Source organism: Staphylococcus auricularis (genome assembly GCF_051172115.1).
Taxonomy (GTDB): domain Bacteria; phylum Bacillota; class Bacilli; order Staphylococcales; family Staphylococcaceae; genus Staphylococcus; species Staphylococcus auricularis_A.
The window spans coordinates 164,536-178,167 of record NZ_JBPIZN010000002.1 but is presented as its reverse complement, the minus strand read 5'-3'; the positions used below and the strand labels follow the sequence as shown (position 1 = coordinate 178,167).

The 13,632-nt window shown below is 38.0% G+C and carries 6 protein-coding genes, 1 pseudogene and 1 riboswitch; all 7 genes and pseudogenes read right to left on the bottom strand.

Going from position 1 to position 13,632, the window contains the following annotated elements; genetic code table 11:
• Positions 1–156: 156 nt before the first annotated feature.
• Entirely contained in the window at positions 157–1,233 is a 1,077-nt protein-coding gene (locus tag ACSBRB_RS05050; RefSeq protein ID WP_435031881.1) for a YkvI family membrane protein, read from the bottom strand.
• Positions 1,234–1,496: 263 nt separating this feature from the next.
• Positions 1,497–3,121 (bottom strand): annotated as a pseudogene (locus tag ACSBRB_RS05045) (poly(glycerol-phosphate) alpha-glucosyltransferase).
• 268 nt (positions 3,122–3,389) lie between these two features.
• Complete coding sequence (locus ACSBRB_RS05040; RefSeq protein WP_435031880.1) at positions 3,390–8,387, bottom strand: YPDG domain-containing protein; 4,998 nt, start codon at positions 8,385–8,387, stop codon at positions 3,390–3,392.
• Between the two features lie 414 nt (positions 8,388–8,801).
• Complete coding sequence (locus ACSBRB_RS05035; protein ID WP_435031879.1) at positions 8,802–9,947, bottom strand: bifunctional cystathionine gamma-lyase/homocysteine desulfhydrase; 1,146 nt, start codon at positions 9,945–9,947, stop codon at positions 8,802–8,804.
• Between the two features lies 1 nt (position 9,948).
• Complete coding sequence (locus ACSBRB_RS05030) at positions 9,949–10,845, bottom strand: PLP-dependent cysteine synthase family protein (protein ID WP_435031878.1); 897 nt, start codon at positions 10,843–10,845, stop codon at positions 9,949–9,951.
• A 261-nt stretch (positions 10,846–11,106) separates the two neighbouring features.
• Entirely contained in the window at positions 11,107–11,922 is an 816-nt protein-coding gene (locus tag ACSBRB_RS05025; protein ID WP_150888129.1) for a MetQ/NlpA family ABC transporter substrate-binding protein, read from the bottom strand.
• A 151-nt stretch (positions 11,923–12,073) separates the two neighbouring features.
• Positions 12,074–12,162: riboswitch (SAM riboswitch) on the bottom strand.
• A 158-nt stretch (positions 12,163–12,320) separates the two neighbouring features.
• Positions 12,321–13,496, bottom strand: a complete 1,176-nt coding sequence (gene pbp4 / locus ACSBRB_RS05020; RefSeq protein WP_435031877.1) for a penicillin-binding protein PBP4 — start codon at positions 13,494–13,496, stop codon at positions 12,321–12,323.
• Between the last annotated feature and the right edge of the window lie 136 nt (positions 13,497–13,632).

The following is a 13,632-nucleotide window of genomic DNA, read 5'->3' as shown; positions in this document are numbered from 1 at the left end:
AAGTTTAGCATTTTATTCTTACACTTATATGTATATCACAGATTGTTAAATTATAAAAATATCTTATAAAATGCTATATTTTTAAATTTCTGTATCACACAAATAAAAAGCATGCTAAGCGATTATTTTCACTTAACATGCTTTTATAAATTTTTCTTAGGCGCGGGTACTTTTACTTAATTTCAGCTTAATCGGTGCATACACAAGTAAGATCATGAGGAGTAAGCCCATGTATCCAATAATTGGATACAGCGTAGACATTAAGTCTGTAAATCCAACAAAACTGATGATAAAGCCTACAAAGATAACCGCTGCATAAACGAGTTTGAATGAAGTTGTTCCGGCTGTCGTAAATCGTGTCGCAAACGCGTAAAACATACCCAAACATGTATTGAAGATCATGAGATAAACAACGATTGCCATGATGAAACCGAGAATCGGAGACAATTCATTGACAATACCTAACATAGGTAGTGGTAAATCGCCGACAACTGAAATTTTAGAAAATATAGCTAAATGGCTGAGCATAATCATTAAACCTAACACAAAGCCACCCACTAATCCGCCGATTGCTGCGACTTTGCCATCTTTTTCATTACCGCCCATCACAAAGGTCATTGATGCACCGAGGCCTACATTAAGAGAAACATAGTTCACGCTTGCTAAGAACCAGTTAGACAATGCAGATTGATGTCCACGTGCGATGTGGTCCATATCAGAAAATGAACCTTTCATCGTAAAGACACAATATACGGCCACTAGAAGGATGAAGATGATAAGTAACGGCGTAATATTACCGATGACTTTAACCACACCATCAATTTTCAACATTCCCGCTAGCAACACGAGCACTGCCATTAACAATGTACCGACAAATGGTGGAATCCCAAATTGTTGTTCTAAACTTGAGCCACCGCCAGCTAACATTACGACACCAAATCCAAAGACTGTGATGATGAGAATCACGTCCACAATCCAAGCGATTCCTTTACCGAAAGGATTGTCTCCCGTAATTTGATGGATGACGTCATTATGCCCCGTCGCTTTAAATTGATAACCTAACCACATCATCATCATACCGACATACGCGAATAATACTGTGGCTACAAATGCTGCAATAATACCTAATATGCCAAAACTCGTAAAATACTGTAAAATTTCTTGTCCAGACGCGAAACCTGCCCCGACAATGAGCCCGATAAACGCACTCGCAATTAATAAAATTCGTTTCATGAAATTGCCAATCCTTTCATCTCTTATGACTAAAATGCCCATATAAAAATTTATTCGATCCGCAACTAAAACATTTAGCAATAATCAAATACTTGCACTTAATTTATACTAAAAGTATTCTGTAACTCAATAGGAAATTGTACATTTTAAGTGCATTTTATTAAAGTAAGCCTTACAAAAAGTATTATACGATATTTTTTAATTATAAGAAAGCAAGGGAGCAAAATTTTATTATTTGTTCCCTTGCACAATTGGTTTTTATTTTATTTTGATTCGCCTTTAAATGCGTTTTGATATTGTACATAACCTGAAAGATAGTGTTCAATATCATCGATACGTACACGATAACCATGGTGTTTAATAAAGAACGCACCTAAGATACGTTGCGGATTTTTGAAGTACATCGCAATTTCCGGATAGAAATAACCCGTACGTTGATAGTCCGCACGTAAATGCAATGTTTCCATGAAATAGTCTTCATTTATGAGAGATTCCACTAAGTCTTCGTGTCCCATTTCTTTTGCTTTTTGAATTAATTTGTATGTCGCCATTAACATTTCTAAGAATGTTGGGAATGTGGTTTCACGGTTATGAATATAATCTAAGTATCCTGAAACATTTTGAATACCAAATTTGAAATAACGTTCATCATCTTCATATTTTACTAATTCATTTGTACAATAACCGAGCCAGTGGTCGTGATATTTCCAATAATCTTCAGCAATGAATTTTTCGAATAATTGTTTAACTGTTTTTAGCCATAATGGATCTTTATCTACTTGGTATAAACGGAGTAATGCGAGCGCAGCTTCCCCATCATAATAGACAATTCTAAATGTTTCTTTCACAGATAAATCAGGATAATTTAAAACGTGTGTGGTTTTACCTGATTCTGCATCAATCATGTTTAAAATTCCTTTTGCCACATGTTGTGCAGCTTTTAGATATTTCGATTCATCAGGATGATGTTTTAAATATTCCACGACCGCAAAAATAAATGATGCGTTTTGTCCAAGTTTTATTTCATTCACGTCATTTGTGTCATCAAAGACATAACCTGCACCATCTTTTTCATAAATATGTTGATCAATCACATAATCAATTGCTGGCGCTACTGCAGAAGTATCCTCTCCTAAGTACGCTAAGCCTTCTATTAACGCATAAGCAGATGAGCTATGTCTCAACATATTATAGTTACTAATTTTTTATCAAAATGTGGGAAATAGCCGTAGATAAATCGTCCATTTTCTTGAATTTCATTTTTTAAATGATGCACACTTGTCGTAATGAGTTTATCAATTTCGCTATGTAAATCCTCAACTTTACGCAGTGCTTTTCTATAACCACGTTCGCCTAACGTATGCACACCCTCTTCATCGCTAATATAGGACTGAGTGTAAAATTTGGTAACGTTTTTGCCTTCATAAGTGTCATGTTTATACGCTACTTTATGAGACGTATATTTTCTTAGATAATTATTAATATTAGCTTCAGAGAGCATCATTCCGCCATTTTGCTTATCTGGTCGAACAAAAGCATTCGCATTAATTTCTTCAGGTAAAAAAGTTAAATTCCAATTATCATCAAATGCAAGACCAAAATCGATATAATTGCGTCTTGTTTCTATCAATTGGCGTTTTATATCGTGAAATGGCACAGAATCAGTTTCAGTCACAATGTCCAGTTTTATCCATTTAGGATAGGACCCCGTTTTCTTTCTAAAATTTTGACATTGTTTAATCACATTTCTTTCTAAGTTACGTGAAGTTTTCAATAACTTCACAGTCGCTTTGATATTTTCCTTACCTAAACTTAGAAAAACGTAAGTCGCATCCTCTAATTCTGTCGCTGTTTCTATTAATTGCTTGATATTCGATTCTATAGTCATTGTTTACCTCCAAAATTTGAAAAAGCTTAAATATCAATATTCTCATTGTGTTTACTAACTATTATATCAAACATTTATACAAATTGTATTTTACACTGTTAATTTTGTGAATATCATTTTTAAAAGAAGCTTGAACATCAACTTTATCGTTAAAAATATTTAATTGTAAATGAAGAAAATAAGAGTTGTACTACGTTTACTGAGGAGGATAATTTTTATTATAAAAAACTAGACAGCAGAAAAATCTGCTGCCTAGAAATTAAATGTATTATGATTCATCCTCTTTTTTACGTTTGTATGCTAGGAGAAGTGCACCTAAACCTGCAAGTAAGCCACCGTATAAAGCGCCATTGTGTGATTGACTCTCACCTGTTTCTGGTAACTGTGTCATTGTTTGCATTGATGAATGACTGTGTGCTTTTGATTTCATTTGTTTAGAATCATTTGAAATCATCTCTGGCTCCATTGCAGTAGTTGTATGACGATCCATGTTTGAATGCATTGTATGATCACCATCTGTAGCTTTAACTGGTTGTTGGTTACCCGTCATGCCACCATCTTTATCGTGATTTGTATTCATATTTGGCGAGTTCACCTTATTCATATTTCCATCATTACCAGATGTCATATTTTCTTTAGGCATATCTTTCATGTCTTTAGGTTCTTCTGGATTAGGTTTATGCTCAGAACCTGATGAATCACCTTTATTTGGTTCGTTATCTGGGACTGGCGTCATGCCATTATCTGGTGTTTCACCTTTATCTGTCTCTTTGCCTGGGTCTGGAGTCATACCATTATCAGGAGTCTCACCTTTATCTGGCTCTTTGCCTGGATCTGGGGTCATGCCATTATCCGGTGTTTCACCTTTGTCTGGTTCGCTACCTGGATCTGGGGTCATGCCGTTAACTGGTGTTTCACCTTTGTCTGGTTCGCTACCTGGATCTGGTGTCTCTCCATTGTTCGGTGTCTCGCCTTTGTCAGGCTCATTGTCTGGATCTGTATTCGTGCCATTGTCTGGCGTTTCACCTTTGTCTGGTTCTTTGCCTGGATTAGGTGTCATTCCATTATCAGGCGTTTCACCTTTATCCGGATCTTTGTTTGGATCTGGTGTCTCTCCATTGTTCGGTGTTTCACCTTTGTCTGGTTCGCTACCCGGATTTGGCGTCATACCACTATCTGGTGTTTCACCTTTATCCGGATCTTTGCCTGGGCCTGGCGTCATATCATTATCAGGAGTCTCACCTTTATCTGGCTCTTTGCCTGGGTCTGGCGTCATACCATTATCCGATGTTTCACCTTTGTCCGGATCTTTGCCTGGACCTGGTGTCATGCCGTTATCTGGTGTTTCACCTTTGTCTGGTTCTTTGCGTGGGTCTGGAGTAGTGCCATTATCTGGTGTTTCGCCTTTGTCTGGTCCTTTACCTGGGTCTGGCGTCATGCCATCATCTAGTGTTCCACCTTTGTCCGGTTCGTTGCCTGGATCTGGCGTCATGCCATCATCTGGTGTTCCACCTTTGTCCGGTTCGTTGCCTGGATCTGGTGTCATGCCGTTATCTGGTGTTTCATCTTTATCTGGCTCTTTGCCTGGGTCTGGCGTCATGCCATTGTCTGGTGTCTCACCTTTATCCGGTTCCTTGCCTGGGGCTGGTGTTATTCCATTATCCGGTGTTTCACCTTTATCCGGAACTTTGTTTGGATCTGGCGTCATACCATTATCTGGTGTTTCACCTTTGTCTGGTTCGTTGCCTGGATCTGGCGTCATTCCGTTATCCGGTGTTTCACCTTTATCTGGTGCGTTGCCTGGATCTGGCGTCATTCCGTTATCCGGTGTTTCACCTTTATCTGGTGCGTTGCCTGGGTCTGGAGTATCTATCGTTACTTTAACTGGCACTTCCTCTGTAGATCCATCTGGATACGTTACCTTAACTGGTATATCTACTGATGTTCCTGGTGGCGCATCTACTGGTGGCGTCACCGTCACATTACCATTCGGCTCTACCATTACTGTATAGCCTGGTGGAATATTACCTTCTGGCACTTCGAATGTTGTACCTGGTGGTAAGTCAGTATCTCCAACTTGGGGCACTGTAACTGGTTGGCCTGGTTTCGTTGAAACATCTCCGTAACCCGGATCATTGCTTTGCGCGTCATTCGGGATTACCGTCACTTTGACTTTCGTATTATCTACTGAGCCATCCGGATATGTTACCTTAACTGGAATGTCCACAGATGTACCAGGCGTCGCATCCACTGGTGGCGTCACCGTCACATTGCCATTTGGGTCTACCGTTACTGTATATCCAGTTGGTACGCTTCCATTCGGTACTTCAAATGTTGTTCCAGGCGGTAATGTTTCGTCTCCAGTTTGTGGTACCGTTACTGGTTGGCCTGGTTTCGTCGAAACGTCTCCGTAACCCGGATCGTTACTTTGGGCATCGTTCGGAGTGATTGTCACTTTCACTTTTGTATCGTCTACCGAACCATCTGGAAATGTCACTTTCACTGGTATAACGGCTGTAGTACCTGGGATTGCATCTGCTGGCGGAATAACTTGTAATGTCCCGTTCGGTTTAACAGAGGCATTCCAACCTGGTGGTACTTTATCTCGTACAATCTCGAAAACCGTACCTTCAGGCGGGGTAGCAGCACGAGATGCTCTTTCCTCTTCAACGAATACAACTGGTAAATCAACAGGCTGTCCAGGTTTTGTTGCTGCTTCGTTATATGTCGGATTGTACTCATCATGAATTTCAACAAAATGTTCTGTGTTGTCTGGATTAACCGCTTCTGGATGTTCAGACTGATTACTGATTAATACAAGTCGTTGGGCATAGTTTAAGTTCAGTTGAGATAATGCTTTACCTTGGTTACTTAAGTTTGTAGATTGTTCTCGGTTGTATGTTGGTATACCTGTATTAAAGCCTTCTTGTTCTGCTCTTAAATCTACGACATTCCCCCACACATTATCAGAGTCAGCATGTTGATCTGGATCACTCAGATGCGTTGGGTTCCACATTTTCACAATGTATGAACCGTTCCATTGGAAATGTCCTGGTGATTTCGGCGACATGAAAATTAAGTTTGGTTTTTTACCTACTGGTTTAACACTTTCACCGCTTACGACGATGTTCATTTTCTGTAGGTTCACGTAATACGCATGGTCAAAGATAAATTTACGATCTGGATGATTACCAGACAACGGAATAGAAATGACTTCAGCATAATAGTTTCTATTATCCGTGCGTAAATCGAGTGTAGCGTTATCTTTTACATGTAATAACGCTGTTTCTTGACCTTTCGCATTAATATTCACTAAATCATTATAATACCCATATTGCGATTTTGTTTTCGTGTTCCACTGGTGGTTTTTGGCATCCAATACAAGTTTCGCGGATTCTTCGATGATGATTTCAGAATTGCCATCTAAACCGATGAGATTGTTTTCTTCGTAATTGCTGCCAGGTGTACGATGTTCATCAGAAGTAGCCAAAAATTGTGATCGTTGTCCTACAACAAACGCACTATTTCTACCCATATCAACAATGTTACCGTTACCTTTTTGCGTCACACGAATGAGTGAACCTTGACCAGTTTGCAATCTTCCATGATCACTGAAACTGAAGATATTTTGACCAGTAATTTGAACATTTGAATGATTACCAAATATCACTCTAGCACCTTGATTTAATTTAAATGCCGTATGTCCATTTGTATGTTTAAATGCATCAACTGGTGAAACATCGACACTAATGTTTGCGTTAGAACCAGTGAGGAATTCACCGTATTTATCTACCTCAAACACATTTCCTAAACCTGTACGTTGGCCTTTAATCACTGCATCATCACTGACAATAATCGACTTTGCAGTAATATTTGAACGAGATGCATGATTATCGTTACTTATCGTAGTGAAGTGTCCAACTAAATTCACATCCACATTGCTTTTACCATTTACCAAGCTATGGCCTGTATGTGTGACATTTTCAAAAGTAAGTTCTTGATTATCATGTTTTGAACGGTTGAAATAAATGAGACCTTTATCATGATTTGTTTGAATATTCGCATTTTTAAATGTAATATCAAAACGCCCTGAGTTAGGTAAAGCCTCAACGAAATATCGACCTGTGTTAATTGTATGATTGTTACCTTCTACTACGATATAACGTCCCACACCGTCTTTCAAACGTGTGTTGCTACGTGCAGTAATATCTTGGTTTAATACAATCGTTTGTACACGCTTATCATTTAACGCGTTTACAAAGCTTTGGAAATCGTTGACTTCAGCACGTTTCATCGTGTCCACTCGATGATTACCATTAGTAGCGTTAGGTTCTCTAACAGCTCTTGAAAGTATTTGAGGTGCTACAGCTTTCACTTTACTTTGTTCTTGTTCATTCGCTAAATCTTTCAATACCGCCGACACTTCTGAAGGCGATAAATCATTTAGATCTGCAGTTTGAACATTCGTCACATCATCATTTTCTGCAGGTGTAACTGCATGTTTAGGTTTAAAAACATCGTCTGCTTGTTCCACTGTTGAAGTCTCAACTTGTGCTTTTACTTCAAGTGCTTCAACGGGTTGCGTAACCGGTACTACAACATGAGTGTCAGCTTTAGGGATTGGGTTTACATCTTCTTGAGATAAATCAACTGAAGCTTTTGGTTGGTCTTCTTGTTGTTCATATTTAGAAGGTACGGGTTCACTTTGATCATTTGAATCCGCTTGTACATCTTCAACAGCTTGCTCATGATGTTGCACGACATCTTCAACGTGCATATCTGATGCTTCAGATGCTGCTTGTTTCTCCTCTTGATCGTTAGGTGTTGCTTCTGTAGGTTGTTCTGTCTCTTCGTTTACGTTTCCTTCACTTTCTGGTTGCTCCGTTGCTTGATCTGATGTTGTCACTTCATCAGATGGTGCTTGGAATGATGATGTTGTGTCTTTCGAAACGTCTGGTTCATTCTCATCTGTATCTGTAGCAGCTTCAAGAGATGGTTCAGTTGGGGCTGATGCATCAACTTCAGGGGAATCGGTTGCTGCGTCTGTGTCTACTGATTCTGCTTCATCTTCATTCGATGCATCGACGGCTTGCGTTTGTTCTTCAGTTTCTGCCGCTTCAACTTCTTGATGCGAACCAAAGATTAGCAATGTACCGATTAAGATAGAAGCTGTACCGACCGTAAATTTACGTATCGAATACTTATTCTGACGGTTAGGTAAGAAATCGAGACGTCTCTTTGATGACTTTTGATTTCGCTTGCTCATCCAAGTCTTCCCTCCATTATTAAATTATAAATATACAACATTTCTGCTGTATCACTCAAAATCGTACTATAACTCCTTCCCTTGCACAATAAAGATGTATGTTCATTTTTTTACTGTTTTTATTCTTTAAAATGAATCCAAACTAACATTATTAACGTATATTTTTAACTAATAATAAATATTAATGCATAAATCTATGTATTTAAATGATACTGAAACTTAAAATGGAAAAGATTGAACATCCCAGATATAAAAATATTTTTCTACAAAGTAGTCACACATATCGATTAATTTTTTAAAATATTAACGGTCTCCTGCATCTTTTGGAAAAATAGATAGCAAAAAAATTAAGCCGAAATCCCTATATCATAGAAATTCCGACTCTTGAAAACTGCATTTTTAAATTGGTCCGAATTATTGAAGTTGATCTAGCGCATGTTGTAAATCAGCAACTAAGTCATCTGTATCTTCAATACCTACTGACAGACGAATTAATCCATCTGCAATGCCTTGTTCTTCTCTAACTTGTTGTGGAATAGAGGCATGTGTCATCAGTGCAGGTACTGAAATTAAACTTTCTACTGCACCTAAACTTTCGGCTAATGTGAAATACTGTGTATTTGAAATGACTTTTTTCGCAGCTTCTGTATCTGCAACGACAAATGAAACAACACCTGTATGACCATCTGCTTGTTGTGTGTGAACGTCACTATTTTTATGGCTTTCTATACTAGGATGATAAACGTGTTCCACCGCGCCATGTTGTTGTAATAACTCAACGAGCGCTTGTGCATTACGTTGAATTTGTTCCATACGTAAACCGAGTGTTTTAATTCCTCTAATCAATAAATAACTATCTTGTGGTCCAAGTACCCCACCAGTAGAATTTTGAATGAATCCTAATTGTTCTGCGATGTCATCATCGTTTGTGGCAACAAGTCCAGCAACAACGTCACTATGTCCTCCGATATATTTCGTTGCAGAATGTAACACGATATCTGCACCGAGTTTAAGTGGATTTTGGAAATAAGGTGTCATAAATGTATTATCAACCACTGAGATCAAATCATGTTGTGCAGCAATATCAGCCACTTTTTTAATATCTGTCACTTGTAATAATGGATTAGATGGAGTCTCAATGTATAACATTTTTGTTTTATCTTTAATATAAGATTCAATTTGATCTACATCTGTCGTATCAACGAAATCCGCTTCGATACCAAAGCGATTAAAGACTTGGGTTAACGCACGATATGTTCCACCGTAGACGTCAGAGTTGATGATTAAATGATCGCCTTCATCAAGTAACATGATCACAGCACTAATCGCTGCCATGCCTGAACCAAAAGCGAAACCATGTTGTCCATATTCTAAATCAGCGATTAAATCTTCTAGCGCGTGACGGGTTGGATTCCCAGAACGGGAGTATTCATAACCTTTTCTTAAATCACCAATATCATCTTGTAAAAAGGTGCTTGTTTGGTAAATCGGTGTAGTCACTGCACCTGTATCTTCATCTGTTGTATGACCTCCATGGATCATGCGTGTTTTTTTATTCATATTATTCCTCCTCATAGTTAAAAATACGTTGAGACATATATCGATCACTACCATCTGGAAAAATAGTGACGATAACACCTTTTGTAATTTCATTCTTCAACTCGAGCGCACCTTGTAATGCAGCTCCTGAAGAACTACCTACGAGTAATCCTTCTCGCTTTGCCAACCGCTTTACATTGTCAAAAGCTGCTTTGTCGCTCACTGTCTTAATACCGTCAACGAGCGCTTTAGGTAAAAATGTCGGCCATTTTTCTGAACCAATGCCTTCAATATCATGATCATGTTGCGGTCCACCATTCAATATCGAGCCTTCTGGTTCAACAATAATATTCTTGACATCAAAGTTTTGAAGATGTTGCGCAACCCCTGTAAACGTACCACCTGAACCGACACCAGCCACAAAGTAATCAATGTGGTCTAATGCATCGGTTAACTCTGGTCCGAGTGTATGCACATATGCTTGCGGATTGTAGGCTGTCTCAAATTGTTGTGTATAAAAGGCATCATGTTCTTTAGCATAAGCTTTTGCAGCTTGTTGTGCACCAGTCATCCCCTCTGATTGCGCCGTACGATAAACCGTCGCACCGAGTGCTTTCATGATGTCAATCTTCTCTTCAGAAAAGCCTTCAGGTGCAAAAATAACCGTTTTGATGTTTTGTCTATTTGCCGCGAGCGTTAAACCAATACCAGTGTTTCCTGCCGTTGCTTCAACAATGGTGCCACCGGGTTTTAACGCGTCATCTTCCATCGCTTGTTCTATTAAAAATTTACCCAAACGATCTTTGACACTTCCACCTGGATTAAATTGTTCTAACTTGGCATAGATTTGTACATTTTCATCGCTAAATGACGTTAATAATACCAGTGGCGTATGCCCGATTAAGTCATATGTATTCATAGCAAATCTCCAGTTTCCTTAATTTCTGACATGTTTCATGTCTTTTGCCATCTGTTTAATTCTTACTTATATGATAAGAATTATAAACTAATAGCCAGATAAATACAACTATTTGTAAGTTGCTAATAATAATGTCCATTATTATATTTTGGCTATAACAAAAAGGACTCATGACCCTGTTTTGCAAGGTTCACAAGCCCGTAGTATGCCGTATTCAATGAAGCTCTAGTTGAAAATAAAATTCTTTATGGTCATCCCGAATTATTTTCCTTCATACGGAATGACATCTTTATCAAATTCATCTCTAATAAATTGTTTGGTATCTTCTGATTGCAATAATTTAATCAGTGTTTGGAATTTTTCATCATCTTTATGTCCTTCTTTAACGGCTAAAATATTCGCAAACGGTGAGGATTCATCTTCTACAGCAATCGCATCTTTATGCGGTGTCAATCCGTTATCTATCGCATAATTTGAGTTCATAATCACTGCGTCACCTTCATTGTTGTTGTACGTTTTCGGTAAAAATTCAGCGCCTTGTTGGTGATTGAACTCTAAATGTTTTTTGTTCTCTGCAATATCCTCAAATTTCGCATTTTCTGGTTTAACCCCATCTTTTAATTTAATGAGCCCTTCATTTACGAAAAATGATAAGAAACGACCTTCTTCAGCAGGATTGTTTGATACATAAATTTTCGCACCATCTGGGAGCTCTTTAAGATTTTTATGTTTCTTACTGTAAACGCCCATAGGTGTCGTAAACACTTTACCAACTTCTTCAATTTGATAGTGATGGGATTTTTTCTCTTCTTTTAAGTAAGGTGTGTGCTGGAAGAAATTCGCATCCACATCATCTTTATCGAGTAATTTATTAGGTACTTTGTAGTCATTGACTTCCTTAATTTCTAATGTGTACCCTTTATCTTTCATTTCATCTTGGACATGTTTCAGTATCTCACCATGTGGCGTTGGTGAAGCTGCGACCGTAATCTTTTTGTCTTCAGAATCCGCTTTACCACAAGCAGTTAATACAATACTGAAAATCACGACACCTATGAATAATAGACTCTTTTTCATACACAATAACCTCATTTCTAAAGCTTGATGTATTCAAAAAAAGAACTTCCTCTATCGATGTAGAGAAAGTTCTGAGCCTTTCTCTCATCTTCAGGGTTAAATAATGATTGGACAAGTACATCAATCTAAAATAAATTGAACCTTATTTTCTCTCTTAACCACATGTGATTTAGCACCTTTTCATATAATGACGGTTGCTGGGCTTCATCGGGCACATCCCTCCACCTCTCTTGATAAGAGTTGTTACTTTTTATTGAATTGTTATAAGCCTAGCATTTAGCGATTGCAAACGTCAACCGTATTTTAAAAATTTTCTAAAATTTTATTTTTGGCAGTGAATACGTAGCACTATCGACCGATTAACATATAAAAATGGGTCATGAGTACTCCCAGCCACATTATTCAAATAGATCTTTAAAAAATGAGGTAAAGGCGTTTTCTTTGTCAGCCTTTACCTTAGGCGCATGTGTCCCTTTTATAAATTGTCTAGGATAGTCTACATAGATTTCATCATTATCATTTACTTTAAATTTCACTTGATCCATATCTTTAGGCACGACGTCATATAAATCTGCTTTCACATTATAACGGTGATCATTGATTTTATGTTCACCTTTGCTTAACACTTTTTTATACTCATAATCTTGAAACTGTTGTTCCATCAACGCATTTGCGATCAAGTGGCGTGCATTTTCAGCAGCTTGATCTGGATACGGTTGAACATTTAAGATCGTCTCATTTAATCTAAGTCCATCGCGTTTTGCCGTTAATGCTAAGTTATATCCATCGTCGCTCGTACCTGTTTTTAAACCATCTGCCCCTCTTAGTTCGTTTTCTTGGCCTTTCAATGAAGTATTTTTAGGTGTTAACACTTCACCATGTTGTTTCGCAGACGTTTTCTTACTATATTGAAGTACGTTGGGATGGGTTTTAATAATGTGATACATAAGTTTATTCATATCACGTGCAGTGGAGGTCGTTTTACCTTCATCTTTATAAGCTTTGGGTGCAAATTCCTCTAATAATTTCGTGTCTGCTCCTGTTGGATTTGTAAAATGTGTGTGCGTCATGCCTAATTTTTTCGCTTTTTCATTCATTTGGTCTGTAAACTTAGAACTATCACCAGAAATTTTATCTGCGAGGATCAATGTAGCAGCGTTACTTGATTTTAGTGTAATTTGGTCTAAAAATTGGTCTACAGTATAAGATTCGCCCACTTTTAACGGACTGGCCGATAGATTAGGTAATTCTGTCATCTTCTGATATTCCTGTGTAATTTTAATTTCATCTGACCCTTTGATATCACCACGTTTCATCGCGTCTAACGTAAGGTACATCGTCATGACCTTAGTTAATGAAGCAGGATCAGTCTCTTCATTTGGGTGATAATCATACAAAACCTGTCCCGTCTGACTTGCAATCATCACTGATTTTGGTTGAAATTGTTCTGATATCGGTTGTTCAGCGACTTTGTTAGCATCATCGACTGGATTTGATGCTGCATATGTATCTGGACTCACCATCGTAACCATAAGTATGCATATTGCGACCAAGCGCATCCATTTTTTTAGCAAATTGTCATCCCCCTTTCTCAATAACATCCCTGCTATTCTCATTTGCTAACTGTTAATTATCATTCTTTCACTTTTATTGTATCAAGTTTATTTTCCGATTCATAGATTTGCTATCACGGGTTCTGAGTTGTTAAAT

Bases quoted from the DNA above. Each gene is read 5' to 3' on its own strand.
- ACSBRB_RS05025 (WP_150888129.1), bottom strand. From the start codon at position 11,922: ATGAAAAAGAGTCTATTATTCATAGGTGTCGTGATTTTCAGTATTGTA.
- ACSBRB_RS05050 (WP_435031881.1), bottom strand. From the start codon at position 1,233: ATGAAACGAATTTTATTAATTGCGAGTGCGTTTATCGGGCTCATTGTC.
- ACSBRB_RS05035 (WP_435031879.1), bottom strand. From the start codon at position 9,947: ATGAATAAAAAAACACGCATGATCCATGGAGGTCATACAACAGATGAA.
- ACSBRB_RS05040 (WP_435031880.1), bottom strand. From the start codon at position 8,387: ATGAGCAAGCGAAATCAAAAGTCATCAAAGAGACGTCTCGATTTCTTA.
- ACSBRB_RS05030 (WP_435031878.1), bottom strand. From the start codon at position 10,845: ATGAATACATATGACTTAATCGGGCATACGCCACTGGTATTATTAACG.